General features: G+C 63.6%; 22 protein-coding genes, 1 tRNA gene and 1 pseudogene. 9 read left to right on the top strand and 15 right to left on the bottom strand.

Annotated features, from left to right (window positions below; all coding sequences use genetic code 11):
• Positions 1-21: 21 nt before the first annotated feature.
• Positions 22-561: a YceI family protein gene (locus tag ACXIUA_RS05210; protein ID WP_070479225.1), complete on the bottom strand. Its 540-nt coding sequence runs from the start codon at positions 559-561 to the stop codon at positions 22-24.
• A 95-nt stretch (positions 562-656) separates the two neighbouring features.
• The gene (locus tag ACXIUA_RS05205; RefSeq protein WP_070479227.1) at positions 657-1295 is read right to left on the bottom strand and encodes an esterase/lipase family protein; all 639 of its coding nucleotides are present in this window, start codon (positions 1293-1295) and stop codon (positions 657-659) included.
• Positions 1296-1315: 20 nt separating this feature from the next.
• Between ACXIUA_RS05205 and ACXIUA_RS05200 the strand changes: the two genes are divergently transcribed.
• Both ACXIUA_RS05200 and ACXIUA_RS05195 read left to right on the top strand, forming a co-directional pair.
• Positions 1316-2533, top strand: coding sequence for an alpha/beta hydrolase (locus tag ACXIUA_RS05200; protein WP_457976300.1), 1218 nt, complete (start codon positions 1316-1318; stop codon positions 2531-2533).
• A complete protein-coding gene (locus ACXIUA_RS05195) occupies positions 2530-4959 on the top strand; it encodes a bifunctional lysylphosphatidylglycerol flippase/synthetase MprF (RefSeq protein ID WP_457976299.1) in 2430 nt (809 codons plus the stop codon). The genes ACXIUA_RS05200 and ACXIUA_RS05195 overlap by 4 nt, the downstream gene beginning before the upstream one ends.
• A 69-nt stretch (positions 4960-5028) precedes the next feature.
• Here the strand turns inward: ACXIUA_RS05195 and ACXIUA_RS05190 are convergent.
• From ACXIUA_RS05190 to ACXIUA_RS05170, 5 genes are all read right to left on the bottom strand, one after another.
• Positions 5029-5101 (bottom strand) — tRNA-Arg (locus ACXIUA_RS05190).
• Between the two features lie 80 nt (positions 5102-5181).
• Entirely contained in the window at positions 5182-5463 is a 282-nt protein-coding gene (locus ACXIUA_RS05185) for a mycoredoxin (RefSeq protein ID WP_070362845.1), read from the bottom strand.
• Positions 5460-5951 carry a dihydrofolate reductase gene (locus tag ACXIUA_RS05180; RefSeq protein ID WP_457976298.1) on the bottom strand — a complete coding sequence of 164 codons (492 nt, stop codon included), beginning with the start codon at positions 5949-5951 and terminating at the stop codon, positions 5460-5462. Before ACXIUA_RS05180 ends, ACXIUA_RS05185 begins: the two co-directional genes overlap by 4 nt.
• A complete protein-coding gene (locus tag ACXIUA_RS05175) occupies positions 5951-6751 on the bottom strand; it encodes a thymidylate synthase (RefSeq protein WP_457976297.1) in 801 nt (266 codons plus the stop codon). Before ACXIUA_RS05175 ends, ACXIUA_RS05180 begins: the two co-directional genes overlap by 1 nt.
• Positions 6748-7524: a 3'(2'),5'-bisphosphate nucleotidase CysQ gene (locus tag ACXIUA_RS05170; protein WP_070362842.1), complete on the bottom strand. Its 777-nt coding sequence runs from the start codon at positions 7522-7524 to the stop codon at positions 6748-6750. Before ACXIUA_RS05170 ends, ACXIUA_RS05175 begins: the two co-directional genes overlap by 4 nt.
• A 77-nt stretch (positions 7525-7601) precedes the next feature.
• Here ACXIUA_RS05170 and ACXIUA_RS05165 point away from each other — a divergent pair, with 77 nt between their 5' ends.
• Entirely contained in the window at positions 7602-12233 is a 4632-nt protein-coding gene (locus ACXIUA_RS05165; RefSeq protein ID WP_457976296.1) for an ATP-dependent helicase, read from the top strand.
• 14 nt (positions 12234-12247) lie between these two features.
• Here ACXIUA_RS05165 and ACXIUA_RS05160 read toward each other — a convergent pair whose 3' ends face one another.
• Complete coding sequence (locus ACXIUA_RS05160) at positions 12248-12757, bottom strand: HNH endonuclease signature motif containing protein (RefSeq protein ID WP_457976295.1); 510 nt, start codon at positions 12755-12757, stop codon at positions 12248-12250.
• A 1-nt stretch (position 12758) separates the two neighbouring features.
• Here ACXIUA_RS05160 and ACXIUA_RS05155 point away from each other — a divergent pair.
• Positions 12759-12923: pseudogene (locus ACXIUA_RS05155) on the top strand (DUF3027 domain-containing protein); the annotation flags it as partial.
• A gap of 4 nt (positions 12924-12927) precedes the next feature.
• Here the strand turns inward: ACXIUA_RS05155 and ACXIUA_RS05150 are convergent.
• A complete protein-coding gene (locus tag ACXIUA_RS05150; RefSeq protein ID WP_457976294.1) occupies positions 12928-13629 on the bottom strand; it encodes a hypothetical protein in 702 nt (233 codons plus the stop codon).
• A 135-nt stretch (positions 13630-13764) separates the two neighbouring features.
• Here ACXIUA_RS05150 and ACXIUA_RS05145 point away from each other — a divergent pair, with 135 nt between their 5' ends.
• A complete protein-coding gene (locus tag ACXIUA_RS05145; RefSeq protein ID WP_240492729.1) occupies positions 13765-15222 on the top strand; it encodes an NCS2 family permease in 1458 nt (485 codons plus the stop codon).
• 9 nt (positions 15223-15231) lie between these two features.
• On the top strand, positions 15232-16071 hold the full coding sequence (locus ACXIUA_RS05140; protein WP_070976443.1) for a TrmH family RNA methyltransferase: 840 nt from the start codon (positions 15232-15234) through the stop codon (positions 16069-16071).
• Here the strand turns inward: ACXIUA_RS05140 and ACXIUA_RS05135 are convergent.
• The 3 genes from ACXIUA_RS05135 to serC are packed head-to-tail and all read right to left on the bottom strand — an operon-like array spanning position 16031 to position 18997.
• Positions 16031-16879, bottom strand: a complete 849-nt coding sequence (locus tag ACXIUA_RS05135; protein WP_256000350.1) for a DUF6928 family protein — start codon at positions 16877-16879, stop codon at positions 16031-16033. The two genes, ACXIUA_RS05140 and ACXIUA_RS05135, sit on opposite strands and share 41 nt — an antisense overlap.
• Before the next feature lie 9 nt (positions 16880-16888).
• Positions 16889-17815 (bottom strand): septation protein SepH, encoded by a 927-nt coding sequence (gene sepH / locus ACXIUA_RS05130; RefSeq protein ID WP_457976293.1) that lies wholly within the window; start codon positions 17813-17815, stop codon positions 16889-16891.
• 54 nt (positions 17816-17869) lie between these two features.
• The gene (gene serC, locus ACXIUA_RS05125) at positions 17870-18997 is read right to left on the bottom strand and encodes a phosphoserine transaminase (protein WP_457976292.1); all 1128 of its coding nucleotides are present in this window, start codon (positions 18995-18997) and stop codon (positions 17870-17872) included.
• A 269-nt stretch (positions 18998-19266) separates the two neighbouring features.
• On the opposite strand from serC, the gene ACXIUA_RS05120 reads away from it, so the two are divergent.
• The 3 genes from ACXIUA_RS05120 (at position 19267) to ACXIUA_RS05110 (ending at position 21867) form a co-directional block, all read left to right on the top strand.
• Positions 19267-20562, top strand: coding sequence for a citrate synthase (locus tag ACXIUA_RS05120; protein ID WP_070362855.1), 1296 nt, complete (start codon positions 19267-19269; stop codon positions 20560-20562).
• 99 nt (positions 20563-20661) lie between these two features.
• Complete coding sequence (locus ACXIUA_RS05115) at positions 20662-21021, top strand: FKBP-type peptidyl-prolyl cis-trans isomerase (RefSeq protein WP_070362854.1); 360 nt, start codon at positions 20662-20664, stop codon at positions 21019-21021.
• 9 nt (positions 21022-21030) lie between these two features.
• Positions 21031-21867, top strand: a complete 837-nt coding sequence (locus tag ACXIUA_RS05110) for an aldo/keto reductase (protein WP_070362853.1) — start codon at positions 21031-21033, stop codon at positions 21865-21867.
• A gap of 88 nt (positions 21868-21955) precedes the next feature.
• On the opposite strand, the gene ACXIUA_RS05105 is transcribed toward ACXIUA_RS05110, so the two are convergent.
• From ACXIUA_RS05105 to ACXIUA_RS05095, 3 genes are read right to left on the bottom strand one after another with little or no spacing between them, the layout of a single operon-like run.
• Positions 21956-22762 (bottom strand): DUF1906 domain-containing protein, encoded by an 807-nt coding sequence (locus ACXIUA_RS05105; RefSeq protein ID WP_256000351.1) that lies wholly within the window; start codon positions 22760-22762, stop codon positions 21956-21958.
• Between the two features lie 19 nt (positions 22763-22781).
• Positions 22782-23948, bottom strand: coding sequence for a YibE/F family protein (locus ACXIUA_RS05100; RefSeq protein WP_457976291.1), 1167 nt, complete (start codon positions 23946-23948; stop codon positions 22782-22784).
• A gap of 50 nt (positions 23949-23998) precedes the next feature.
• Complete coding sequence (locus ACXIUA_RS05095) at positions 23999-25489, bottom strand: gluconokinase (RefSeq protein WP_457976290.1); 1491 nt, start codon at positions 25487-25489, stop codon at positions 23999-24001.

Here is a 25489-nt window from a genome sequence, read left to right as displayed (position 1 = left end):
ACCCCGATGGTACGGCAGGGACTAGGCGCTCTGCTTGATCGTGGAGCCCTCAATTTCAATGGCGACCTTCTCACTCACGAGCATGCCGCCCGAGTTGAGCGGAGCCTGGAAATCGATACCGAAATCGGTGCGGTTAATTGACGTGCTGGCCTCGAACCCGATGCGCGTGTTACCGAACGGGTCCCCCTCGACGCCGAAGGTCTCAACCTCGAACGTGACTGGCTTCGTGGTGCCCTTGATGGTCAGATCACCCGTGACGGTGCCGTTGCCGGCATTATCTACGTTGAATGCCGTGGAGGTAAACGTCATTTCCGGGTGCTTCTCCACATCGAAGAAGTCCTCGCCGCGCACGTGTGCGTCGCGGTCCTCGTTTCGGGTATCGACGCTCGCGGTCCGGACCGTGCCCTGTGCCGTGCTTGCTGCCAGATCGTCGGTGAGCGTGATGGTGGCGTCGTGGTCGGTAAACTCGCCGCGGACCTTCGTCACCATCGCGTGGCGGACGGTGAAGCCGATGGAGGAGTGTGCCGGGTCGAGCTTGTATGTACCGGTGAGCTGAGACATGATTCCTACTTTCGTTGACGTGTCATCAATAATGATTGCAGGTGCGAGTGTAGGTGATTATTGGTGGCGTATCAACAATGTAGGGTTGTTGCTGCTCAGCTGTGGTCGGAAGGGACTACCCTGAGCGCCGCCAGGATCTCATTCGTCCGCAACGCCAGCGCCGCATGCGATACACCAGACACCTCGATCACGTCTCCCCACCGTGACGACCACGCTGGAACAATGCGGTCAGCATCCGAAACGATAGAGACGATTTCGGTACCGGAAGGGGCCACTGGCTCCTCCCGGAAATGCTCCAATTCGACGAACGCGTCGCCAACCACTGCCCGAACAAGTCCAGGCGGAAACAGACGCGCAATGCCGTGCGTGCCACGCCACGAGGCTCCGAGGCCCACGATCGTGCCGCAGCGCGCGGCGATTGCGCTCAGCTGAACAGCCCTCAGCCCGATCAGCGCGCCATACGAGTGCCCCACAACATCGACCTGCTGGGCAGCCAGGCTGTCGAGGAACGCCGCAATCTCTTGGGACGAGGCGTCGATACCTGCCGTTGCCCGATGGCCGTAGCCAGGCGCAATCAACCCAATCCCATGTTTTTCCAGTTCGTGTGCAAGGCGGCGGAAGACAAAAGGGGAGGAGCCAGTGCCATGGAGGGCCACAACGATGCGGCCTGTTGTCTGGGAGTTCGCTGTTGAAGGCGATGGAAGTATCCGTGGCACGTAGGAAAGCAACGCCATAGCGTCTTAAACTACTCGCCGTGGATGCAATCCGTTCGTTATCCGTGGTCAGCACAGGCGCGACCTGGGCGATCTACCTCTCCTTAGCTGCTTCCGTGGTTGTCGCGTTGTGGTACGGCCGTCAGCACCGGCGCATTGCACTCGCAATCGCGGCAGCGCTGCTCGCAGCAGCGTACCTGTTGCTCGCGGTGTGGCCGAAGCCGTTCCCGGATGCAATTCCATGGCACATTTACGCCAGCTGTGCAGCTGCCGTGTTCGTGGTGGCGACCATCTTCTTGGCGCCGCGGTGGCGGTGGCGCCTCGCCCCGCTCGCAGTGATTCCTCTGATGTTGGCGTACCTCGCGGTCAACCTTGTTTATGAGCAGTACCCGACTCTCGGGTCCTTCCGCCCGGTCCCGGTCACCGTGTCCATGAATTTGGATCAGTTCCGCGAAATGACGACCGCCCCGATCCTCGACGGCAGGGAAGTGGGCGCCCTAGTGACCCTGCCCGCTGCACCGCTGCGCGATGCAATCGTGTACGTTCCGCCAGCCTACTGGCACGGCGAGCACCTACCGGTCCTCGTGCTGCTCGCGGGAAGCCCCGGCAGCCCAATCCGGTGGTTTGACGAAGGCGGGGCGCAACAGACGCTCGACGACTACCAAGTTGCACACGACGGCGTAGCCCCCATTGTCGTCAGCGCGGACGGTACAGGAACAACCACTGGGAATCCCGGGTGCGTGGACGGCCCGGATCTGCAAATCCAAACCTACCTGGCCCAGCAAATCCCACAGCTGGTCAAGGAGAATTTCCGTGTGAAGGAAGACCAACGCACGTGGACAATTGGTGGGTTAAGCTACGGCGGCACGTGCGCACTCCAAGTGATTACTAACGATCCTACGGCCTACGGGACGTTCCTTGATTACTCGGGTGAGGCGGAACCGAACCTAGGCGGGCACCAACGGACCGTCGACGTGCTGTTCGGCGGCGACGAGGCAGCGTTCCAAGCGGTGAACCCGGAAACGCTCCTTCAGGAGGCAATCGGGACTGCGACCTACAAGGGAATCGCTGGAAGGTTTGCCGCCGGCAAGCGTGACCAAGAGGCTATGGCAGCGCTTCCGCGCCAAAACGAGCTCGCGCAGAAAGCCGAGATGAGCACCACATTTCGCTCGCTGCCAGGTGGGCATAGTTTCGAAGTGTGGCGAGTGGCATTGCGCCAAGACATTGACTTCGTTGCTCAACGCGGAGGAATTCAATGAAACACTTGATCAGCACCTGTTTGAGGAAAGTTCCAGTCACGCTCGGCCTCTTGAGTATTGCGTGGGCCACGTATTTCGCCTGCGTATTGTCGGGTGCGGCCCCGCGGGAGGCTTTCGGATTGCGCCTTCCCGTTGATCCCGAACTTTGGCACTGGGCCACCGCAGGGCTGACCGCAGGTAACCTCGTCGGGCTCATCCTGGCCACTGTCGCAGCGCTGCTATTCGCAGTGCCGGCCGAGGCACGCCTTGGCTCTGCTCGCTTCGCGGTTGTGGCGACGGCTTCCGAATTTGTAGCGCTGCCCATAGGTTTCATCGTTGGCAGCGCCGTCGAACGGGCAGGCTTTAACCTGTGGGGCCCAGACCTTGCCAACGAGACCTTTGTGTCTCCGGTCGCGTGGATCTTCGGGCCCGCCGCATTCGCCACTGCCTTCATGGGCGTGCTGTGGCGACGCCGCCTCCGCCTCGTGATGCTTGCGATGATGACGACCCTTGTGCTCTACGACGGCTCACTCTCAGGCGTCGTTGCACTTGTCGCCATTGTCGCAGGAGCCGTCGCTGGCGTCCTTGTCACGGACACAGGTACGCCACGCAGAATGTCGCTGCGGGAAGCACGGGTCCTGGTGGCTGCCCTGTTTCTCAGTGTTGCAATCGGGCCAGTAATCACGGCGATCAACCCCGCCGCGCAAGGCCCTTTCGCAGGAGTGAGCAAGCTGATGTGGGAGCCGACAGTCGCAGGGCATCTAGTAGCCCAGCGGTGCGCTGACGCTACATCCGTCGCCTGCGCGGAAGCGATGGCGGTAAACAGTCAACATGGCCTCGGTCCCTTGCTGATGAATGCCTTGCCTATCGTTTTGTCAGCCATCCTTGCGCTGGGGCTCGTGCATGGCAGGAAACTGGCATGGTGGGCAGCCGTCCTCGTCAGCGTTGGATCCATTGCGGTGATCTGCTGGCAAACAATTGGTGGGGGAGCAGACGGCTCTACCGCTGTGAACACAATCCTGGTCGTTCTCCCGTGGCTGGTCACCATTGCAGTCCTCATTGCCACTGGCCGCCGGTTCACGGTTCCGTCCAACTGGTACCGTGGTGCGGCGATCATAGGAGGCTCGTGGCTAGCAACCGCAGCACTGTGGACCTGCGGAGCCTGGGTTGTGCGGGATGGTTTTCTCGGAGGGGCGTCGATAGGCGCGCTGCTTGCTGAGCTGCCGAACAGGTACCTTCCACCCGTGGTAGCTGTGCTGGCTCCAACGCATGCGTTCCCCATCAGCTCCGTGGCGTGGATCTTCTACGAATGGGTGGGAATCATATTCTGGATTACCGCGCTGTTTGCGCTGTTTAAGGTGCTGTCCGCGCCGCCGTCCGAAGCGCACGCGCAGGACCGCGAGCGGGCGCGGGAGATCTTGGTTCATGGGTCCGGTGACCACCTCGCGTGGATGGGGCTGTGGGACGGAAACCGCTACTTTTTCTGCGGGACGGACTTCGGCGACGGAGAAGGCGTCGTCGCGTACCGCGTCTCCTACAACGTCGCTGTCACACTCGGAAGTCCCGTGCACCGCGGCACGATGACAGAAGAAGCCGTTGCCAGTGCGTTTGAAGAGTTCGCCGCACGTCAAGGCTGGAGAGTCGCGTGGTACTCAGTGCCTGGCACCTTTGCTCGCCCCGACTTCCGACGCATCCACGTCGCCGAAGAATCCATGTTGCTGACGGACAACATCGAGTTCAAAGGCAAGAAATTCCAGAACATCCGAACCGCGCGCAACCGCGCAGCAAAAGAGGGAGTGCGCGCCGTGTGGACGAGCTGGGCCGAAAGCCCAGTGGAAATGCGTGAGCGCATCGTTGCGCTCTCAGAACAATGGGTCGCGGATAAAGCGCTTCCAGAAATGGGCTTCACCTTGGGCGGGCTCGACGAGCTCCGCGACCCGGACACCAAACTCCTCCTCGCAGTGGGCGACGACGGCAGCCTGCACGCAGTAACAAGCTGGCTGCCCGTCTACGAGGGCGGCGCCCTCGTCGGCTACACCCTTGACTTCATGCGCCGCGACGCGAACGGGTTCCGGCCAGCCATCGAATTCCTTCTCGCGGAAAGCGCCCGGATCGCCGCCGAGCAAGGACTTGGATGGGTCTCCCTCTCCGGAGCGCCGCTGGCTCGAACGGATGCGCCGGAATCACTCGTAGAAATCATCCTGGATAAGGCCGGTGCGACGATCGAGCCACTCTACGGCTTCCGCTCACTCGCTGCCTCGAAGCACAAATTCCACCCAACGCACCAAGGCTGGTACCTGCTATACGAAGACGAAATGTCACTCGCCAATATCTCGCTGGCAGTCATTCACTGTTACCTGCCGGACATGAAGAAGTCGGACATGATGACCGTGGTCAAGGAGTTCCTGGGCCGGCCAAATCTTGCGCAAAGAGGGCAGATAAGTTAGTGCATTCGCGTTCTTTGCAGAAATGCGAAACCCCCGCAGCCTATTTGCGCAGGCCGCGGGGGTGTTTTGCGCCCCAGAGAGGATTCGAACCTCCGACACCGGCTTTAGGAGAGCCGTGCTCTATCCCCTGAGCTACTGGGGCAACTCGACTAACAGTACCGCAGGACAGAAGTGATGCCAAAGTCGCGGGCGCCCGCGACGGCATTGCTATTTGCCCGGGTGCTAGGCCTCTTCGCCGGTCAGTTCGCGCAGCTTCGCGCGAACAGCGGACGCGGCAGGGTTGGTCGCGTGCGTGCCGTCAGAATAGAGGACGGTGGGGACGACGCGGTTGCCGTCGTTGACGGACTCGACCCACGCGGCGGCGTCCTCGGCGCCTTCGGCTTCGACGTCAACGACGTCGTAAGGGGTTTCGGTACGGTCGAGGCGCTCGCGAAGCTTCTTGCAGAACGGGCACCAATCGGTTGCGAAGATGGTGACGTGGGAAGAGGTTTCGGGAGTGGTCATGATTTTGGGCCTAACCTTTCGAGGCGTTGGTGCTTGAAACGGGTGCCATTGGCGGAGGTTTGCCACGGTCCATCAGAAACGATAGCGAAGTCATCGGTGACGCGGGGCGCGCGGACGGCGGACGCTCCGAGCTTGTCTGCGACGTGGACATCGACGATCGTGCGTTCAATGACGTCTACTTCGTCGATGGTTGCTTCGTAAATCTGGCCACCGCCGAGGATCCAGGCGGACGTCTTCAAATCTGGGATGTCGCGGGACACGAAGGCGCCGTCGGACCACTCGCCGGGCTCGCGCGAGGACAACACATGGTTTGTTCTGCCCGGCAGCGGCTTGATGGGGAGGTGGTCCCAAGTCTTGCGCCCCATGATGATCGGGTGGCCCAGCGTGATCTCCTTGAGGCGGCGCAGGTCCTCAGGCAGGTGCCAGGGCATGCCCACGCCGTCGCCGATGATGCCGTCGATGCTTTCGGCCCAGATCGCGCCCAGCATTAGACGGACACCTGCGCTTTGATCGTCGGGTGCGGGTCGTAGCCGACGACTTCGATGTCGGAGAAGTCGTAGTCAAACAGCGACTCTGCCTTCCGCAGCTTGAGCTGCGGGTAGGGGCGAGGCTCGCGGGAGAGCTGCTCGCGCACCTGGTCGAAGTGGTTGTTGTAAATGTGGCAGTCGCCGCCGGTCCAGATGAGTTCGCCGACCTCGAGACCTGCCTGCTGTGCAAACATGTGCGCGAGCAGCGCGTAGGAGGCGATGTTAAACGGCACGCCCAGGAACATGTCGGCGGAGCGCTGGTACACCTGCAGGCTCAGCTTGCCGTCGGCTACGTAGAGCTGGAATAGCAGGTGGCACGGCAGCAGCGCCATGTGCTCGAGCTCGGAGACGTTCCACGCCGACACCAGGTTGCGGCGTGAATCGGGGTCGTCCTTCAGCAGCTCAAGCGCGCGCGAAATCTGGTCGACGTGCTGCCCATCGGGGGTGGGCCAGGAACGCCACTGCACGCCGTAGACCGGGCCGAGCTCGCCATTTTCGTCGGCCCACTCGTTCCAGATGCGCACGCCGTGTTCCTGCAGCCAGGTCACGTTGGAGTCGCCGCGGAGGAACCACAGCAGCTCGCCCACGACGCCCTTGAAGTACACCTTCTTGGTGGTCAGCAGGGGGAAGGACTCGGAAAGGTCGTAGCGCAGCTGGCGGCCGAAGACGCTTCGCGTGCCGGTGCCGGTGCGGTCGCCCTTATCGGTGCCGTTTTCCAGGACGTCGCGCAGGAGGTCTTCGTACGGAGTCACCAGGCTCACTTCGCGACGACCCCTTCGAAGGAGCCGTGCTCGTCGTAGTACTTCGCGCAGGCTTCCAGGATGTCGTCGGCAAGCTCCGGACGGCAGATGAGCAGGTCCGGGATGTAGGTGTCCTTGTTGTTGTACTTCAGCGGCGAGCCGTCGAGGCGCGAGCAGTGCAGGCCCGCAGCCATGGACACACCAACTGGTGCTGCCTGGTCCCACTCGTACTGGCCGCCGGCGTGTACGTAGGCGTCGAAGTCACCGAGCAGGACGTGCATTGCCTTCGCGCCTGCGGAGCCGACCGGGCTGGTCTCGAAGCCGAGGGCGTCAGCAACGAACGGGGCGATCGCCGGCGGGCGGTTGCGCGACATAGCGATCTTCTTTGCGAACGGCCCCGAGACGTGGCGCACGTCGGAAGACTTGAAGACGACGCCAAGGTCCGGCAGACCTACCGCCGCGTGGGTCGGGACGCCGTCTTCGACGAGCGCGATGTGCACGGCCCAGTCCTGGCGGCCGGTTGCGAACTCCTTGGTGCCGTCGAGTGGGTCAACGATCCAGACGCGGTTGTTGCTGAGACGGGAGTGGTCGTCGGCTGCCTCTTCGGACAGAAATGCATCGCCCGGGCGGTGCTGCTCAAGCACGCGCGCGATCCAGTTCTGTGCGAGGTCATCGCCGGCTTCTCCAAGTTCACGTCCGCGGAGAAGGCCAACACCGCGAATACCCTTGAGGATCTCGCCGGTGCCTTGCGCGATTAAGTTTGTCAGCCGAGAGTCTGAATACTGAGCAGTCATGGCTTCGACTTTAGCGCGAAACCAGCCAAAGGAACCATTTCTTTTCGCCTGCCTGCACTATCTGTATTCTGGCGGGCATGGCCAAAGGAATCCTCGAACGCTTCAAACCGCAGGTGGCGACCTGGTTTGAAGAAGTATTCGAGGCGCCAACGCCGGTGCAGGAGCAGGCGTGGGCCACGATTTCCGACGGCGGCAACGCCCTGGTGGTAGCGCCTACCGGCTCCGGTAAGACGTTGGCGGCCTTTTTGTGGTCGCTGAATTCGCTCGTGGAACGCGACGGGCAGCAGGCCCTGCCAATCGACGGGGCGAACACCAGCAGCCACGGCGGCGTGCACACCTTATATATCTCGCCGCTGAAAGCCCTTGGTGTGGACGTCGAAAATAACCTGCGGGCCCCGCTCGGCGGGATTGGGCGCGTGGCGCAGCGCATGGGGCTGGACATGCCGGATGTGTCGGTGGCGGTGCGCTCGGGCGACACCCCGCAAGCGGAGCGGTCCCGCCAGGTGCGCAAGCCGCCGGACATCCTGATCACCACGCCTGAGTCGCTGTATTTGATGCTGACGTCGAAGGCCGCGGGCATCCTGCGGACCGTGGACACCGTAATCGTGGACGAGATTCACGCGCTCGCGGGCACGAAGCGCGGCGTGCACCTGGCACTGTCGCTGGAGCGGCTCGGCCGCCTCGCGGGGGACTTTCAGCGCATCGGGTTGTCTGCGACGGTGCGCCCGCTGGAGGCCGTGGCGGACTTCCTCGGGCCTCGCACGACGATCATCCAGTCGCCGGGGGAGAAGCGCTGGGACCTCGCGGTGCGGGTGCCGGTGGCCGATATGAGTGACCTGCCGGTGCCGGAGGAGGCGTCGACAATTGGGGACGCCATCGTCGACGACGCCCTGGACTTCGGCGGGGAGACCGCGGCGCTGATGCCACCGGCGCCGAAGTCGATTTGGCCGCACATCGCGGAATCGGTGTACCAGGAGGTCATGGCGCACCGCTCGACGATCGTCTTCGTGAACTCGCGGCGCACGGCAGAGCGGCTCACCAGCCAACTCAACGAGCTGTGGGCCAAAGAGCACGACCCCGAAGCGCTCAGCCCTGCTACTCGACGCCCCCCTGCACAGCTAGGCAAAGGGGTCGACCTCGCGGGGGAGGCGGCGCCCGTGATCGCGCGGGCGCACCACGGTAGCGTGTCCAAAGACGAGCGGGCCACGACGGAAACCATGCTGAAAGAGGGCACGCTCAAAGCGGTCGTGTCGACGTCCTCGCTGGAACTCGGCATCGATATGGGTGCGGTGGAGCTGGTGATCCAGGTGGAGTCGCCGCCGTCGGTCGCCTCCGGGCTGCAGCGTGTCGGGCGCGCCGGGCACACGGTGGGCGCGATCTCGCACGGCTCGTTCTATCCGAAGCACCGCTCCGACCTGGTGCAAACGGCCGTGACCGTGCCACGGATGCGCGACGGGCTCATCGAGGAGCTGCGCACGCCACGCTCCCCGCTGGACGTGCTCGCCCAACAGACGGTGGCCGCGGTAGCAGTTGAGGACCTCGAGCTTGATGACTGGTACGAGACCGTCACCCGCGCCTGGCCCTACCGCAACCTCGACCGGGATGTATTCAACGCCGTCATCGACCTGGTCACCGGCGTGTACCCCTCGACGGACTTCGCGGAACTGAAACCGCGCGCCTGGCTCGACGGCACCGTGCTCAAGGCGTTGCAGGGCGCGCAGCGCGTCGCGGTCACCAACGCCGGCACCATCCCGGACCGTGGCATGTTCGGCGTGTTCCTCGTCGGCTCCGAGGCCGAAGGCGGGGCGCCGCGCCGCGTCGGTGAGCTCGACGAGGAAATGGTTTACGAGTCCCGCGTCGGCGACGTGTTCACGCTCGGGGCGACGAGCTGGCGCATCGAAAACATCACGCGCGACCAAGTGCAGGTCTCGCCTGCGCCGGGGCATACTGGCAGGCTGCCGTTTTGGTCGGGAGAGGGCGTTGGGCGCCCGTACGAACTCGGCAAGGCGCTCGGCGCGTTCAGGAGGGAGGTGCGAGGCGGAGCGGACGTCGATAACTCGCTCGATGCGTACGCACGCGATAATCTGCGGGCCTACCTTGAGGAGCAAGAGGAAGCCACCGGCGTGCTGCCGGACGAGACGACGCTGGTGCTCGAGCGCTTCACCGACGAGCTCGGGGACTGGCGCGTGGTGCTGCACACGCCGTTCGGCAAGGGTGTGAACGCCGCGTGGGCGCTGGCTGCCGGGTGGCGGATCGCGCAGGAGACTGGGATGGACGCCCAGGCCGTGGCCGGCGACGACGGCATCGTCCTGCGCCTGCCCCAAGGCGACCACGAACCCTCCGGGGCCCTGTTCCAATTCGACGCCGACGAGATCACCGACATCGTCACCGAGCAGGTGGGGAACTCAGCCCTGTTCGCCTCCCGGTTCCGCGAGTGCGCCGCCCGCGCCCTCTTGCTGCCGCGCCGTAACCCCGGCAAGCGCGCGCCCCTGTGGCAGCAGCGCCAGCGCGCCGAGCAATTGTTGGATGTGGCCCGGAATTACCCGTCGTTTCCGATCATCCTGGAAACGGTGCGCGAGTGCCTCCAGGATGTCTACGACTTGCCCGCGCTGCAAGAAGTCATCCGTGACCTGCAGACGCGCCGGGTCCGCATCGCGGAGGTGACCACGCAGCAGCCGAGCCCGTTCGCCTCCTCGCTGCTGTTCAACTACACCGGCGCGTTCATGTACGAAGGCGACACACCTCTTGCGGAGAAGCGGGCGGCGGCGCTCGCGCTGGACCCGTCGCTGCTGGCCAAACTGTTGGGCACCGTGGAGCTGCGCGAGCTGTTGGACGCGGAGGTGATCGCCGAGGTGGACGCGTCGCTGCGCCGGGTCGGCCGCGCCGAGACACCGGAGCAGTTCGCCGACACCCTGCGCCTGACCGGCCCGGTGCCTGTGGACGAGCTCGCGATCTACACGACGGTGCCGCTCGCGGGGGTGGAGGCGTCGCTCGGGCCACGCGTGATGCGGGTGCGCATCGGCGGCAGGGAACACGTCGCGCAGGCGCTCGACGCCCCACTGCTGCGCGATGGTCTCGGTGTGCCGGTGCCTCCCGGGGTGGCAGCGCAGGTGGCCACCATCCCCGATGCGCTCTCCCAGCTTGTGCGCCGCTGGGTGCGCACCCGCGGCCCCTTCACGCTGCGCGCGCTTGCCGACGCCTTTGGGCTCGCGCTCGGCGCGGCCTACGCGGTGCTCCAACCGCTTGTCGACGCCAACTCCGTCATCGAGGGGCGCTTCCGCCAAGGCGTTGACGACCAGGAGTACGTCGCGCACGAGGTCCTGCGCGTGATCCGCTCCCGCTCCTTGGCGGTCGCGCGGGCGCAGGCCCGGCCGGTATCGGCGTCGGCGTACGGGCGTTTCCTGCCGGCGTGGTTGAACGTCGCCGCGGCGGGAACGGTGCCTCCCTTACGCGGCGCCGACGGGGTGTACTCCGTCATCGAGCAGCTCGCGGGCGTGCGGCTCCCCGCCTCAGCATGGGAGTCCCACATCTTGCCGTCGCGGGTGGGGGACTACTCGCCGATCATGCTGGACGAGCTGACTGCCTCCGGCGAGGTCATCATTGTGGGCGCCGGGTCGGCGGGGGCGAACGACCCGTGGATCATGCTGCTGCCGAGCGACTACGCCGCGCAGCTCATGCCGCAAGTCGACCCGCCGTTACTTTCGCTCACGCAGCAGCACATCATGGACACGCTCGCAGCAGGTGGAGGCTACCTGTTCAGCGACCTGCTCACGCCAGCGACGACTGCCGAAGAGCTACGCGAATCCATGTGGGACCTCGTCGAGGCCGGCCACGTTTCACCGGACTCCTTCGCGCCGCTGCGCGCACGCCTCGCGGGCGGCAAGGCAGCGCACCGCGCGAAGCGTAGACCGTCCCGCTCCCGCATCCGCTCCGGCAGGTCCTCGTTCACCCAGACCGCCCCGCCAGACATGGTGGGACGCTGGGCCGCCACCCCGCAGCCCGACACCGACCCCACCCGCCGCTCGCTCGCGCTTGGGGAGGCCTGGCTAGACCGCTACGGGGTGGTGACCAAGGGGGCCGTCGTCGCAGAAAATGTCATCGGTGGTTTCGCGCTGGCGTACAAGGTGCTCTCCGGGTTCGAGGACTCCGGCAAGGCGCTGCGCGGCTACCTCATCGAGGGGCTTGGCGCGGCGCAGTTCTCCACTCCTGCGACGATTGACCGGCTGCGTGGCCAGCAGGACAGCGACGACGTCGCCGGTTGGCCCTCGGGAGCGCGTGATCCAAAGGTGTACGTGCTCGCCGCGACCGACCCGGCCAACCCATACGGTGCGGCGCTGCCGTGGCCCGTGACCGGGCCGACCAGATCTGCAGGCGCGATGGTGGTGCTCGTGGACGGGCTGTTGGCGGCCCACGTCACCCGTGGCGGCAAGAAGCTCACCACCTTCTTCGAGACCTTCCCGGAGGGCATCGAAGATCCGCTACCACTAGTCATCGACGCACTATCGGATGCCGTCGCCGCTGGGAGGATGCGCCCGCTCAACGTTGAAACCCTCAACGGCGAGCCCGCGTTCCGGGTCCGCGATCTTGGCGTGGCGGTGACACACAAGGGCGTAAGAATCGGAGGCAAGCAGGCTGCACCACCGAAGCGGCGCGGGCGCAGCATGACGGAGGCCCTAGGGGATCTGGACGGGCTCTCCTTCGACGATTAGTGTCTGGGCTGGGTTTAGGGTCGCAGCACCACGCGAGGCGCCGACCGGTGGGTACTCCCCGCTGGCCCTGCCTGCATCGCCCGTCTCTTCCGGATGCGCTTCACCGCCGAGTGCATGGCGGGGTCCGAGGTGTTGGTGTGGCGGGTGCCGTCGGCCTTGACCAGCACCGCGGTGCCGGTGGTGGGGTCGTAATCCATGTAGCCCTTGTTGAAGGAGCCGTCCCGGTGATCGTTGTTGCACCGGTGGTGGGTGGGGCACAGGCCGGTGAGGTTGGTGATGTCGGTGTTGCCGTGGCGCAGCCAGGAAATGATGTGGTGGGCTTCGCACTCGCTCATTGCGGTGGTGCAGCCGGCCCAGGAGCACACGCCTTGGATGGCGAACATGGCGATGCGCTGCCCAACAGAGGCGAGCCGCTTCGACCTACCCAGGTGCAGCGGCACGCCGGTGAGCCCGTCGACGGTGAGCAGGAAGTCAGAAGTACCGTCCATGCCGAGGCGCACGAGTTCGAAGGCGTCCAGCTCCACGCTGCACTGCCGGACCTGCGCGTTCTACATTCCAATGGAGCACCCAGTGGGGGAGAACTTCGGAGTGTGCACCAACGAATACTCAGCTGATGGCCGCATCGTCGCTGCATCCTACGGCTGCGGTGCACACGCGGATACCAAGGCGCCGCGCCACGACGGGAAGTAACCCGCTAGAGCAGTGATGCCCGCAGCTGCCGGGTTTCATTGATCTCGCGGTGCGTCGGCAGTAAACCGCGCGAAATCATTCGGGGGCCAGGTTTGGGTGTGCCGTACTCCTGCCATTGCTCGACAAGCCGGGCACCCTGCACAGCATCGACGGCCCACGTCTCCTGGTGCATCAGGTCGAAGAGTGAGAAGCCGTCGTGCGCCTCATGCGTTTCGACGCCCGCCTCCTCCAACACACGCACAACCCCCTCCAGCGCGTATGATCCAGCGGTAGCAGGGTGCCCGGAGAAGACCGCCTGCGTGGCGCTTGGAAATGTGATCAGTGGTTGGAGGAGTGCGGAGATGATGCGGCCGCTGGCGTCGGCAAGCAATCCGTCGTTGGTGCCCAGCGTTGCCGATGCGTGCAACTGCCACCCGAGGTCCGGCCCGTGCCTGTTCGGCTGCGCGCGCTGATCCCGGATTGGCTCCGCGAACATGGTGATCTCCGTGGAGGGCGCAGGCGCCGGGCGAAGCGTCAAGGACGCATGGCCTCCCGTGACGTGGACGACCGCTTTGCGAGGGCCCATAACCTGGCTGACCGTAACGCGGAGGCGTTCAAACTCCGAGTGCGAGATGCCGCAGCCGCGAAGCTTCGAGGTGAGCAGATCTGCATCTGCAACCATGCCTTGCGAAATGACAAAGCTGAATACATCCACTTTGGGCTCCAAGTCGAAATTATTAGGAAGTGTGTGCACTAAGGTAAAAGTCTATTGCAGGCTTTTGGCAGATAGATTTCAGCCGATGCATGCAACAACTTTGCTCTCTTTCATAACTTCCTCAACGAACTAAAGGGGATCTTCGCAGTGAGTATTCCAAGCGAATCTTCAACGAAGCAGCCCGCTAGCGGGCTTGATAAATTCTTCCATATCAGTGAGCGAGGCTCGAGCGTCGGCCGCGAAATCCGCGCCGGTATCGTGACCTTCTTTGCGATGGCGTACATCGTGCTCCTGAATCCTTTGATCCTGGGCACGAGCCCCGACCGCGAAGGTGTCGTGCTTGGTATCCCGCAGGTAGCTGCGGTGACGGCCCTTGCCGCCGGTGTGATGTGTATCTTGTTCGGCGTTATTGCTAAATATCCGTTTGGTATTGCTGCGGGCCTTGGCCTGAACACGCTCGTTGCAGTGACACTCGTTGGGCAACAGGGCCTGACCTGGCCAGAGGCCATGGGCCTCATCGTGATTGACGGTATTATCATCTGCATTCTTGCGATTTCCGGGTTCCGTACCGCCGTCTTTGAGGCCATCCCGAACTCGATGAAGGTGGCAATGAGTGTCGGCATCGGCATGTTCATCGCGATGATCGGCCTGGTGGACGCCGGGTTCGTGCGCCGCATCCCTGACGAGGCACACACCACTGTCCCGGTGCAGCTGGGCTTCGGTGGTTCGATCGCCTCGTGGCCGACGGCTGTGTTTGTCATCGGCCTGCTCATCTGTGGCTTCATGGTGATCCGGAACATTCCGGGTGGGCTGTTCATCGGCATCGTCGCGACGACGATCATCTCGATGATTGTGGAGTCCTTCGTCGGTGCAGGCTCGTCCGCTGAGAATGACCACGGCTGGTCGCTCGCGGTCCCTGCGCTTCCGGATTCTTTGGGTGGCATCCCGGATCTGTCCCTCGTGGGCAAAATCGACATGGTTGGTGCCTTCGTTGAGGTCGGTGTCGTCGCCGCCAGCCTCCTGGTCTTCACCCTCGTGTTGGCGAACTTCTTCGACGCAATGGGCACCATGACGGCGCTCGGCCGCCAGGCCGGCCTGACCGACGAGAACGACAACCTGCCAGGCATGAAGAAAGCCCTTGTTGTTGAAGGCTTCGGCGCAGTAGTCGGTGGCGCGTTTTCTGGTTCCTCGAACACGGTGTTCGTGGACTCGTCCGCCGGCATTGCTGACGGCGCCCGCACCGGCCTCGCAAACGTGGTCACCGGCATCCTGTTCCTGCTGGCGATGTTCCTCACCCCGCTGTACGAAATCGTCCCAATCGAGGCCGCCGCACCGGTCCTCGTCGTGGTTGGCGCGCTGATGATGATGCAGGTCAGCAACATCGACTGGACCCGTTTCGACGTTGCCTTCCCGGCCTTCTTAACCATCATCATGATGCCGCTGACCTACTCGATTGCCAACGGCATCGGCGTCGGCTTCATCGCGTTTACCGTGATGGCGCTCTTCGCTGGCAAGCGCAAGGACATTCACTGGATCATGTGGCTGATTTCTGCGCTGTTCCTGATCTATTTCGCACAAGGACCGTTGATGTCGCTAATCTCGTAAAGCGTGAGCATAGTTATCGACGACCCCTCCGACCCCCGGCTTGACGATATTCGCGACCTGAAGCACTCAGACCGCGAGAAAGGCCTGGTGTTTGCGGAGGGGCCTCTTGTTGCGGGACGCCTTGTGGAGTCCCGCTTTCCTGTCCGCGCGGTGTTCGGCTTCGGTGGCCGCCTCCAATCTTTTTTGGAACAGTACGGCGAGCGCCTCGAAGCAGAAGGAATACCGGTCTACGAGATCAGCCGCGCAGTGATGGGGGAGGTCGCCGGCTATGACATGCACCGCGGACTGCTAGTCTCCGCGGATAAACCCGAACCGCTGAGCGTCGAAGACGTCGTGGCAGATGCCCGCACCCTGGTGATTCTTGAGGGAGTGGGGGACCACGAGAACATCGGCTCCATTTTTCGCAACGCCGCCGGCATGGGCGTTGATGGCGTGCTGTTCGGCGCCGCCACCGCCGACCCGCTCTACCGGCGCAGCGTCCGCGTCTCAATGGGCCATGTGCTTCGCACCCCGTTTGCGCACTTCGGCGGAACCCCAACCACGTGGCAGCGCGAGCTCGCACAGCTGCAGGAACAGGGCTGGTGGCTGGTGTCACTGACCCCTGCGGACGATGCCGTGTACCTCTCAGAGGCACTTAACGATCACGAGAAGGTGGCATTTCTCGTCGGTGGGGAAGGCCCTGGGCTCACGCAGCACGCAATGCGCGCGACCGATGTGCGCGCGAAAATCCCCATGGCGCCGGGGACGGATTCACTCAACGTGGCCACGGCTGCGGCGATTGCGTTCTACGAGCGCCAGCGCGACCTCATCAGCCGCGGTCTGCGTGGCGGATTTTCTCCGCAATCGTAGCCTTCAGGTCGCGGGCGCGGCGACGTAGCCCGCGGCCAACGCGCTTTGCTGCTGCGACGGAGGCGTCGGCAAGCTCGGAAAACTCGTCACGCTCTGCCTCTTCGTCGTGCTGCTCGTAATCGTCGTACGTGTTGGTCTGCTCGGCGAACTTTGCCGCCACCTCGTTGACAGTCTTGGTGCGTGGGGCAGGAGCCTCGACTTTCGGCTCCGGGCGGCCATCCACCGCGTAGCCGATGATGTGCACATCCGGCCCGTCCTCGCCGACCTCGATACCCAACCACGCGCGCTCAGCCTCGCGCATCAGCGCTGGCGGCTCGAACGGTAGCGAAATGCCGCCGAGCTGGGGTGCGGTTTCCCCGGCCCAGTACGGGGCCTCGAACGGGTCCGGCAAGCCGACGTCCTCGAAGACGTGGTCGCGGGTGGCAGAGAACGCGCGGCGCAGCGTCTCACCCTGGTAGTGGGCTATCGCCGCGTAGTCCGAATCGGTGCCTTCCGCGTAGACGTAGGTGTCAGCGCTAGGCAGTGCGGTGCGCAGCGCCTTGGCGGTTTCGCTGATGCGCTCGGCGTCCGTGACAAAGAAACGGACAACCGCAACTCCCGGGTACCCCGCGATGTAATACTCGTCCACACCAGGAACCGAGGAACGATTCAGCGGGAACTGGCCAATCGGGGTAATAGGCCACGCCGGGTTAACCTGTGCGAGCAGCTTTCGGCCGAACCCACGGTCCGCCTTCGGCTCGCCCTCGAGCACCTCCTCCGGGTGTGCGACGTTGACAAACCAGCAGGTAACCACGGCGTTATGAGACATAGCGGGGCCCTACTTTCGCGGCCGCTTCGTGTTTGTTCGGACCCCCAACAGGACATCTTCCCAGTGCGGAGTTACAGCTTTTCGACGCCTCTTCTGCGGCTGCGGTGCCTCATCCGGGTGCTGCAAGAAGTCACCGGTCGCGATTGCATCCTCGTCTGAAGCAGCGGGGGCATCGGTGGCGTCTTCGCCCTCATCGACGTCTTGATCGATAGCCGTGAGTGAACGAACTGGCTGCACAAAATCCGGGTCCGTGAGGTCTGCAGCGATGGAGTTTCGCGCCTCCGTCGTCGGTGCGGAACCCATCTGGCGGTGGAAGGACCACAAGGCCTCGTTTTCGCTTAAGCCTGCCTGCCACCGGACATGCACCACCCAATCATCGCCGGGCTCACGGGTTGCGTCCCAGGTGGCGTCGCTAAGCGAATGCCCGCGGGCAGCGAATGCGGTGGCGAGGATTTCGAACAGCGTCAGCTTCGCTGGGCCGTCCTCGCGCATCGGGTGCGACTGCTTTGCGGCCTCGGCAACCTGCGAGCGCTCCAGGAGCACCGGGTGGGCGTACGGGTCGATCCGGCTTTCAGCCACCCCCATCTCCTCAGCCAATTCGGACGGCTGGGTGCCGGAGCGGATGCGCGCCTGGATCTGGTTCGGGCGCATCGAAAGCGGGGTGGAGTACAGCGGGTCCGGTTCCGGCAGGCTGCGAGGCTTCTCCTCGGAGGCTGTCTCTGTAGCGTCCTCGGAGTGCTCATCACCGTGTGCATTGTCAGCGTCAGCGGATGGTTCCTGCGCGTCCGATGCAACCTCAAGCTCAGGCTTGGTGGATTCCTCCTCAGCCACGGCCTGCATCTCGGAACGCGCGAGCTGGTAACGGATGCCCTCGTCATCTCGGAGGACGAAGAACGTCTCCGTGGACTCCTCATCCATGAGGTACAACTCGCGCATGTGGCTCCTTTCCGCTGACAAATACCTCCACCAGCTTAGCCCATTTGTTCTGGACTACTTCTGGCCCACGCCCTGTTCGATCAGATAGTCAATAGACTTGGTCAGGTGCTTGACGTCCTCGGACTTGATTGCAGGGAACAGACCGATGCGCAACTGGTTGCGGCCAAGCTTGCGGTAAGGCTCCGTATCCAGGTAACCATTCTGGCGAAGCGCCTTAGCCAGCTCAGCTGCGTCGATGCGCTCGTCGAAATCGATCGTACCGACGACCTTGGAACGGGCAGCAGGGTCCTCGACGAACGGCGTCGCAAACTCGTGGTTGTCAGCCCACTTGTACAGCAGGGAGGACGACGCCGTCGTGCGAGCAACCATCGCATCCAACCCGCCGAGCTCGTTCATCCAACGAACCTGCTCCGCCAGCATCAACAGAGGGCTGATTGCCGGGGTGTTGTACGTCTGGTTCTTCCGTGAGTTATCGACGGCCGTCTGCAAGTTCAGGAACGCGGGGATGAAGCGGCCAGACGCCTGGATCTTTTCAATGCGCTCCAGGGCGGCTGGGCTCATCACGGCGAACCACATGCCGCCGTCAGAAGCGAAGCACTTCTGTGGCGAGAAGTAGTAGACGTCCAACTCGTGCACATTGACGGGGAGGCCGCCGGCGCCGGAGGTAGCGTCGATAACTACGAGTGCATCGGTGTCCGGGCGGCGAACTGGGACCATCGCGCCGGTGGAAGTCTCGTTGTGTGCCCACGCAACGACGTCGGCGTCGGCGCCGTCGAGCTCGTGCGGCGAAGGTGCGGTGCCGGGTGCGGAGTCCACGATCTGCGGATCAGCCAGCCATGGTGCGGCGGCCGAGGCCTTAGCAAACTTCCCAGAAAACTCACCGAACGTCAGGTGTGCAGACTTCGTCTCGATGAGGCCGAAGGTAGCGGCGTCCCAAAAGGCGGTCGCGCCTCCGAGCGAAAACACGATTTCGTAGCCTTCCGGAAGGCTGAAGAAGTCGTGCAAACCTTGGCGGACCTCACCCACAAGATTCTTCACAGCTGGCTGGCGGTGAGAGGTACCAATGATGTCCGCGCCCTTCGCGATAGCCTCGAGCTGCTCCGGGCGAACCTTTGAAGGACCGCAGCCAAAACGCCCATCGCTAGGAAGCAGAGCTGGGGGAAGAACCGGAAATGTTTGCATGACAGCCTTTCCTGTAACAGGGGGTAGAGAAACTTGACGACGCCACTCGCGTCTCACTGCATCTTATTACCCAACGACGCGCCCGGGGCGCCTTTCGCCAGCTCTTTTCCGGATACTTGAAAATCGAACAAATGGGGGTGTGGTGGTCAATAGATTTATTGAGTTGTGTCGGGCGAGTCACATTTTTTGCTAGCATTGCGGGAGTAAATTGCAACCTCCTTGCATCCCGCAAGGAATAGGGTTTCCGAAACTTCTGAGAAAGGTTTGCTATGGCTTCTGAAGGTCAAGACAAAGCTGTACTTCACTACCCAGGTGGCGAATTCGAAATGGACATCAAGTCCGCCACCGAGGGCAACGACGGAGTGGTGCTAGGCAACCTCCTCGGGGAGACTGGGCTTGTCACCTTCGATCCGGGCTACGTGTCCACTGGCTCGACCGAGTCGAAGATCACCTACATCGATGGTGCCAACGGCATTCTGCGTTACCGTGGCTACGACATCGCCGAACTGGCGCAGAACGCAACGTTCAACGAGGTGTCGTACCTCCTCATCAATGGCGAGCTTCCAACGACGGATGAGTACAAGAAGTTCAACTCCGAGATTCGTCACCACACGCTTCTCGACGAAGACTTCAAGGCCGCGTTCAACGTCTTCCCGCGCAACGCACACCCAATGGCGGTGCTGGCGTCGTCCGTGAACATTCTTTCTGCTTACTACCAGGACCAGCTGGATCCGCTCGACGAGGAGCAGCTGGATAAGGCAACCGTTCGCCTGATGGCGAAGGTGCCGATGCTGGCGGCGTACGCATACCGTGCATCCCGAGGTAAGCCGTACATGTACCCAGACAACTCGCTGAACGCACGCGAGAACTTCCTCCGCATGATGTTCGGCTACCCAACCGAGCCGTACGAGGTCGACCCGATCCTGGTGAAGGCTCTGGACAAGCTGCTGATTCTGCACGCAGACCACGAGCAGAACTGCTCCACCTCCACGGTCCGCATGATTGCTTCCGCGCAGGCGAACATGTTCGTCTCCATTGCAGGCGGCATCAACGCGCTGGCAGGCCCGCTGCACGGTGGTGCAAACCAGGCTGTGCTCGAGATGCTCGAGGACATTAAGGACAACCACGGCGGCGACGCCACCGACTTCATGAACCGCGTGAAGAACAAGGAAAAGGGCGTCCGCCTGATGGGCTTCGGCCACCGCGTGTACAAGAACTACGACCCACGCGCAGCGATCGTCAAGGAGACCGCACACGAGGTGCTGGAGCACCTCGGTGGCGACGAGCTCCTGGACCTGGCGATGAAGCTCGAGGAGATCGCGCTGAAGGACGACTACTTCATCTCGCGCAAGCTCTACCCGAACGTAGACTTCTACACCGGTCTGATCTACCGCGCGATGGGCTTCCCGACGGACTTCTTCACCGTGCTCTTCGCCATCGGCCGTCTCCCGGGCTGGATCGCACAGTACCGCGAGCAGCTGGCGATGAACTCCAAGATCAACCGTCCACGCCAGATCTACACCGGCTACACGAAGCGCGACTTTGTGCCGCGTGACCAGCGATAATCTCTAGCGTTCACCGCCGGGTACGTATCTTCCTTTATACTTTGGGGATATGTACCCGGCGGTTTCGCCATGAATGAACGACGCAAGGAGTATTCACGTATGGAAAAGCCCACGATTGAGGTACCTGAAGCACCTGCCCCAACGGACCTTGTCATCGAGGATCTCGTAGTCGGCGACGGAGCCGAAGCTGTAGCAGGCGGTTATGTGCAGGTGCACTACCTGGGTGTTGACTATGCAACCGGTGAAGAGTTCGACTCTTCGTGGGACCGCGGCGAGGCCGCGGAGTTCCCGTTGGCTGGCCTCATCGCGGGTTGGCAAGAGGGCATCCCGGGGATGAAGGTTGGCGGTCGCCGCAAGCTGACGATTCCGCCGGAGAAGGCGTACGGCCCTGCTGGTGGCGGCCACCCGCTCTCCGGCCTGACGCTGGTGTTCATTATCGACCTGCTTGACGCGCGCTAAGGATTCGATATGCGCATTCCAGTGACAACACTCAACGACGGTTATGATTTTCCGCTGCTAGGTCTGGGCACTTACAAGCTGCAAGGTGAAGACTGTGTCAACATCGTGCGGCGAGCTATTGAGTTGGGCTACCGCCACATCGACACTGCCTCCTTTTACGGCAATGAGGAGCAGGTTGGGCGCGCGGTCGCCGACGCGATTGCGGCCGGTGATGTGACTCGCGAAGAGCTATTCATCACCTCGAAGCTATGGAACGATGACCAGACTCGTGCAGCGGAAGCCTACGAGGAGTCGCTGCAGCGGATGGGGCTCGAGTTTATCGATCTCTTCCTCGTGCACTGGCCATGGCCGCAGCACGGGACCTTCGTGCAAGCGTACGAATCTTTGGTGCAGCTGCAGGGCATGGGCCGGTTGCAGTCGGTAGGCGTGGCGAACTTCTACGAAGAGGTGCTCGATGAGATCATCGCGCACACCGGCGTCGCGCCAGTGCTCAACCAGGTGGAGCTGCACGCAGGGTTTACTCAGCAGGAGCTGCGCGCCTATCACCAGGAAAAGGGGATTGTCACCGAGGCGTGGGCGCCGCTCGCGCGAGGCGCGAACCTTGACGATCCGGTGTTTACTCGCCTCGCCGAGAAGCACGGCCGGACCCCGGCGCAGATTGCGCTCGCGTACGTGATGAGCCTGGGATGCTCGGTTGTGCCGAAGACGGCGAATCCAGTTCGCCTCGAGGAGAATCTCGGGGCGGTCGAGGTCGAGCTTTCGCAGGAAGATATCGCAGCGCTCGACGCGTTGAGCGGCGAGCGGATGTCGAATGACCCGCGCGAGTTCCCGGGAGACCCTAGCTAGCACAAACGCAAAGACCCCGGTGCGGCGAGCCTTTACGCTCTGTGCACCGGGGTTTTGCCATGTCCTGGTGACGCTACTTTGCGTGACGCTACTTCGGCAGCAGCGCGCGCCAATCAAAGCGTGATGAAAGCTGGGAGCTGCCCAGGTCGCCAAGGGTGAAGCCGGGGCCACGTCGCCCAGGGGTCCACTGGCCCCAATCGGCGCTGTAGACGTTGTTGATGTCTACCGTGACGCCGTCGATCACTCCGGTCCACTTTGCTTTCTGGTGGATGTTTGCGCGCGGGTGCAGTTTGCCGCCGGAGCCCCAGTCGTGCTGCCAGAAGAACGAGCCGATGCCGTCCTCGATGCACCACTGGATCACGTTGATGTTTCCGTATACACCGGTCTGGTAGCCGCCAAGCGTCAGCGCCGCGGAGAACGCCCGGAGGTAGGGGCGGATCTGGTTCAGGTACTGGGAACGCGAGGGGTTGTCGTCGATCGCGATGTAGATCGGGCGGCCGGTTGGGCCGCCGGCGGAGGCGTGGAGGCGCATCGCCTCCGGTGCGTGGCGGGCGGCAGCAGCGGCGCCGCCGAGCCAGTCGGCGGTCTCGGCACGGCCGAACTGGTAGACGGACGCCGTGGCGAGGTCGTTCGCGGCGAAGTCCTGTGTTTCGCCCAGCGTGACGGGCTTGCCCAGCATCCAGTTCGCGCCGGGGCGGCGCTCCGACACGTAGCGGACAGCGCCGAGGTGCCCGGCGGCCTTTACTGCGCGACCGGACGGAACCCCGCCCGCGTAGTCGATCACGGTGCCGAGGATGCGGCCCTGGGCGTGGGCTTGCGCGGTGGAGCCAAGGGTTGCGCCCGCGAGAGCGAGTGCGGTGGTTTGAAGGAAGCGGCGTCGATTAAAAGTAGTCACACCCGTAACTCTAGCAACATTACTGTTGGGGTTGGGGAGCGCGGATTGTCCACGCGGCAATCGCCGTGGTGATCGGCACTGCCAGGACCAACGCGATCGCGCCGATACTCGAACGCATGATCTCGGTGGCCACCACGTCGGAGTTGAGCACCTGGGTCAGCGGCCGGTCGGCGACCTGGAGCAGCATCGACAGGGGGAGGGCAGCGCCCATATACGCCAGGACCAGGGTGTAGACCATCGACGCAATGTGGTCGTGGCCGACCTTCATCGCGGAGGTGAACACGGTGCGGGGCCGGGCGTCGGGCGAAGTCTCATACAGCTCCTGCACCGTTGAAGCCTGCGCAATGGTGACGTCGGTGAGCACGCCGAGGGCACCGATGATGAATCCGGCGAGCATGATGCCTGGCACTTGCACCTGGGGGAGGTACATGTGGATGAGGAGGTTGTTTTCGTCGGCAAGGCCGCGCAGCTGCGTCGTATCGATGGCGAGGTGCGCGGCGAGTGCTGCGAGCCCCAGCGCGGTCAGGGTGCCAGCCAGGGCTGACGCGGATTTCCAATTCCTGCCGTGCACAACAAAGATGACAGGGAAGAGCACCGCGGCCCCCGTGACCAGCGAAAGTCCGACCGGACTGTAGCCGAGCAGCAGTCCGGGAACCAGGAAGCCGAAGATGACAAGCAACGTATACAGTAGGCCGAAAATCGCGCGCACCCCACGCCATGCCCCAACCACAACGACGACCAGCAGCGTGAGCGCGAGCCACAGCCCAAGCGGTATCGAGCGATCCATGTCAAGGAAGGAGTACGAAGTCTCGGGACTGTGGTGCACCGAGAGCACCACGCGGTCACCGACCGAAAGCTCCGGGGTACCCGGCTGCTGCGCTGTCTCGATCGTGGTGGTGCCTCCGGACTTGAGCTCGACGCGCAGGAAGTCGCACTCAGGGTGGTTCGGCGTTGCGACGCCACCACAGGGAGCGACCGAGTGCTCAATGACGGTGGCCTTGACGGTTTCCGCCGTCGACGTCTGGGTCTGCTCAAACCCGGGCAGGACCTCTGGCTGCTTGCCGCCCGGCCACAGTAGGGCGAGGCCCACTACCGTGGCGATGCTCGCAATCGCGAGGAACGCTACTAGCGCGCCGCGTGCCGTGCGCAGCGGAGATGGCGAGGACTGAGTTGCGTGGCGTGCCAACGGGGCTCCCTTGTGAGATCAATACTGGGACAATCAGACTGATTGTAGAGCTACTGTGCAACTAACGTGCGGTACGCAGCCTCGAAGCGGTCGCGGAGCTCCCTGAAGTACTCGGCGTGTGCATCCACGTTGCGGTGCCCTTGGCCGAACGGCGGGGTCGCTCTCTTTACTTCAGGGGCGATGTCTTCCAGCGCGATGAGCACGGTGCCGCGCAGGGTGGCGCGCTTCATCTCCAGGGGGACGACGTCGCAACCAAGCGCATCGGCGAGCACCGACAGCCATGCCGGGTGGTCGGCCGTGACGCGTCCGGAGGCGACCACGCGCTCGGGGAGTGCGCCTGCCTCCTTGAGCTGCTCGTAGACGCGAAGATACGACAGGGCGATGCCCTCAAACACGCCCCGCCACAACTCGGCCGGTGTAGTTGCCGCGGTGATGCCCAAAAGCTGCGCTTGCGCGCTCGCGGCCCAGCCGGTGGAGCGCTCGCCGGTAAAGAACGGCAGCACAAGTGGAGCGCGCCCTGGGCCGGCAGACAGCACCGCGGCGATCTCATCCGGGGCCACCGGCTGGATGGTTTCCTCGAGCCAGGTGACGGCACGCCCGACGTCGTTGAGTGCGCCGCCCAAGATGGCTTTGTCTCGTGCGATGCGGTAGCACCACAGTCCCTCTGGGATGCGAGCTGGCACCTCCGGGAGGATGACGCGCATCGCGCCAGAGGTTGCCGCGGCTACCGCGATGGTGTCGGGGCCGGTCGCGCCGGGGCCGACATTGGACGGCCAGCCGTCGGGGATGCAGTGGAACCACGCAACCCCATTGAGCGCGGGCCACGCGGTGTCATCCGGGTAGTCGGGTTCGTCGGGGAAGCGCAGCGGCTGGATCATGTCGTGTGGGATGCCGATGGCGTCGAGAATCTCGGTGTCGAGCCCCCCGGTGTGCGCATTGGCGACGCCCGACCACGCCGCGGTAGAGACCGCCACGCCATGGATGCCCGCAAGCTTGTGGTACACGTACTCGCCGATCGTCATGGCCGTGGCCGCGCGGGCGAATTCGGGCAGCTGCTCCTTTGCCCAGGCGAGGCGCGCCGGGTGGTAACTCGTGTGGAGGCGCACGCCGGTGCGCTGGTGGTACTCGGCCTCGTCGATTGTGTTGCGGAGCCGTTCGACGTAGTCGCGGGATTGTGAGTCCGCGTAGGTGTACAGCGGGGTCAGGGCGTCGCCGTGGGCGTCGACAAGGAGGAGGCTCGAGGCGAACGAGTCCATGCAGACGGCCTCAATGCGCAGGTCATGCGCTGCGGCGAACGCGACGGTGTCGTCGATAACCTCGCGGACCTCGGCGACGACCTGGTCGGCGTCGATGGTGCTCGCGCCGTCAGCGGTGGTAGTAAACGCGTGCGCAACGCGCTGCTTCGCGCCCTTGACGGGGCGGCCGGTGGCGTCGTAAAGGCCGCCGCGGCTCGCGGTCGAGCCGACGTCGATGCCGAGGACGTACGGCCCGCGAGAGTCCTGTACAGGGACCGACATGGTTGGGATTTTGGTAGCGCTCAT

The organism is Corynebacterium sp. UMB8791, assembly GCF_054166365.1.
This window is presented reverse-complemented; position numbering and strand designations above follow the sequence as displayed.

Bases quoted from the DNA above. Each gene is read 5' to 3' on its own strand.
- ACXIUA_RS05135 (WP_256000350.1), bottom strand. From the start codon at position 16,879: ATGTCTCATAACGCCGTGGTTACCTGCTGGTTTGTCAACGTCGCACAC.
- ACXIUA_RS05170 (WP_070362842.1), bottom strand. From the start codon at position 7,524: ATGACTGCTCAGTATTCAGACTCTCGGCTGACAAACTTAATCGCGCAA.
- sepH (WP_457976293.1), bottom strand. From the start codon at position 17,815: ATGCGCGAGTTGTACCTCATGGATGAGGAGTCCACGGAGACGTTCTTC.
- ACXIUA_RS05120 (WP_070362855.1), top strand. From the start codon at position 19,267: ATGGCTTCTGAAGGTCAAGACAAAGCTGTACTTCACTACCCAGGTGGC.
- ACXIUA_RS05205 (WP_070479227.1), bottom strand. From the start codon at position 1,295: ATGGCGTTGCTTTCCTACGTGCCACGGATACTTCCATCGCCTTCAACA.
- ACXIUA_RS05165 (WP_457976296.1), top strand. From the start codon at position 7,602: ATGGCCAAAGGAATCCTCGAACGCTTCAAACCGCAGGTGGCGACCTGG.
- ACXIUA_RS05195 (WP_457976299.1), top strand. From the start codon at position 2,530: ATGAAACACTTGATCAGCACCTGTTTGAGGAAAGTTCCAGTCACGCTC.
- ACXIUA_RS05185 (WP_070362845.1), bottom strand. From the start codon at position 5,463: ATGACCACTCCCGAAACCTCTTCCCACGTCACCATCTTCGCAACCGAT.
- ACXIUA_RS05110 (WP_070362853.1), top strand. From the start codon at position 21,031: ATGCGCATTCCAGTGACAACACTCAACGACGGTTATGATTTTCCGCTG.
- ACXIUA_RS05115 (WP_070362854.1), top strand. From the start codon at position 20,662: ATGGAAAAGCCCACGATTGAGGTACCTGAAGCACCTGCCCCAACGGAC.
- serC (WP_457976292.1), bottom strand. From the start codon at position 18,997: ATGCAAACATTTCCGGTTCTTCCCCCAGCTCTGCTTCCTAGCGATGGG.
- ACXIUA_RS05095 (WP_457976290.1), bottom strand. From the start codon at position 25,489: ATGAGCGCTACCAAAATCCCAACCATGTCGGTCCCTGTACAGGACTCT.
- ACXIUA_RS05210 (WP_070479225.1), bottom strand. From the start codon at position 561: ATGTCTCAGCTCACCGGTACATACAAGCTCGACCCGGCACACTCCTCC.
- ACXIUA_RS05180 (WP_457976298.1), bottom strand. From the start codon at position 5,951: ATGCTGGGCGCGATCTGGGCCGAAAGCATCGACGGCATCATCGGCGAC.